Origin of the sequence: Escherichia sp. AM3, from assembly GCF_032029835.1 — a bacterium.
Taxonomy (GTDB): domain Bacteria; phylum Pseudomonadota; class Gammaproteobacteria; order Enterobacterales; family Enterobacteriaceae; genus Escherichia; species Escherichia coli.
Genome location: NZ_JAVUPQ010000679.1, coordinates 1 through 360, shown reverse-complemented (window position 1 = coordinate 360; position 360 = coordinate 1). Strand labels below are relative to the sequence as shown.

The 360-nt window shown below is 46.4% G+C and carries 1 protein-coding gene; it reads right to left on the bottom strand.

The features are described 5' to 3' along the window. A partial coding sequence (locus tag RTW80_RS27845; protein WP_312721352.1) for a hypothetical protein occupies positions 1-360 on the bottom strand: 360 nt, incomplete at both ends.

The window sequence follows — 360 nt, the reverse complement described above, 5'->3', positions numbered from 1 at the left end:
GGCTTATCTCGCTACTGTTCTCGGTGCTTTCGTCCGCAGGTTCGGGAACAAGTAACTTGTGCCAGGGCATAGTTTTGTTGAGCAGCTCCATCAGAGGCTCAGCCAGCAGTCCCAAAATCCAGGTTGCCGTAATCACCGGTATAGTCAGATTTTGTGGAGTCCATAACTGGTGATCGAGATGATACCAGGTGATGACACACAAAATACCACCCAGCCAGAATACAGCCCATTTAAACGCACCAAGAATGGCTAACACAAAAACAAAGATAAAATGTAAAACACTCGCGACAAGAAGACGAAGATAAAACCATCCCCAGCCAAGCCACTTAACAAAAGTGCTCCCTGTTTTCACTGCAAAAC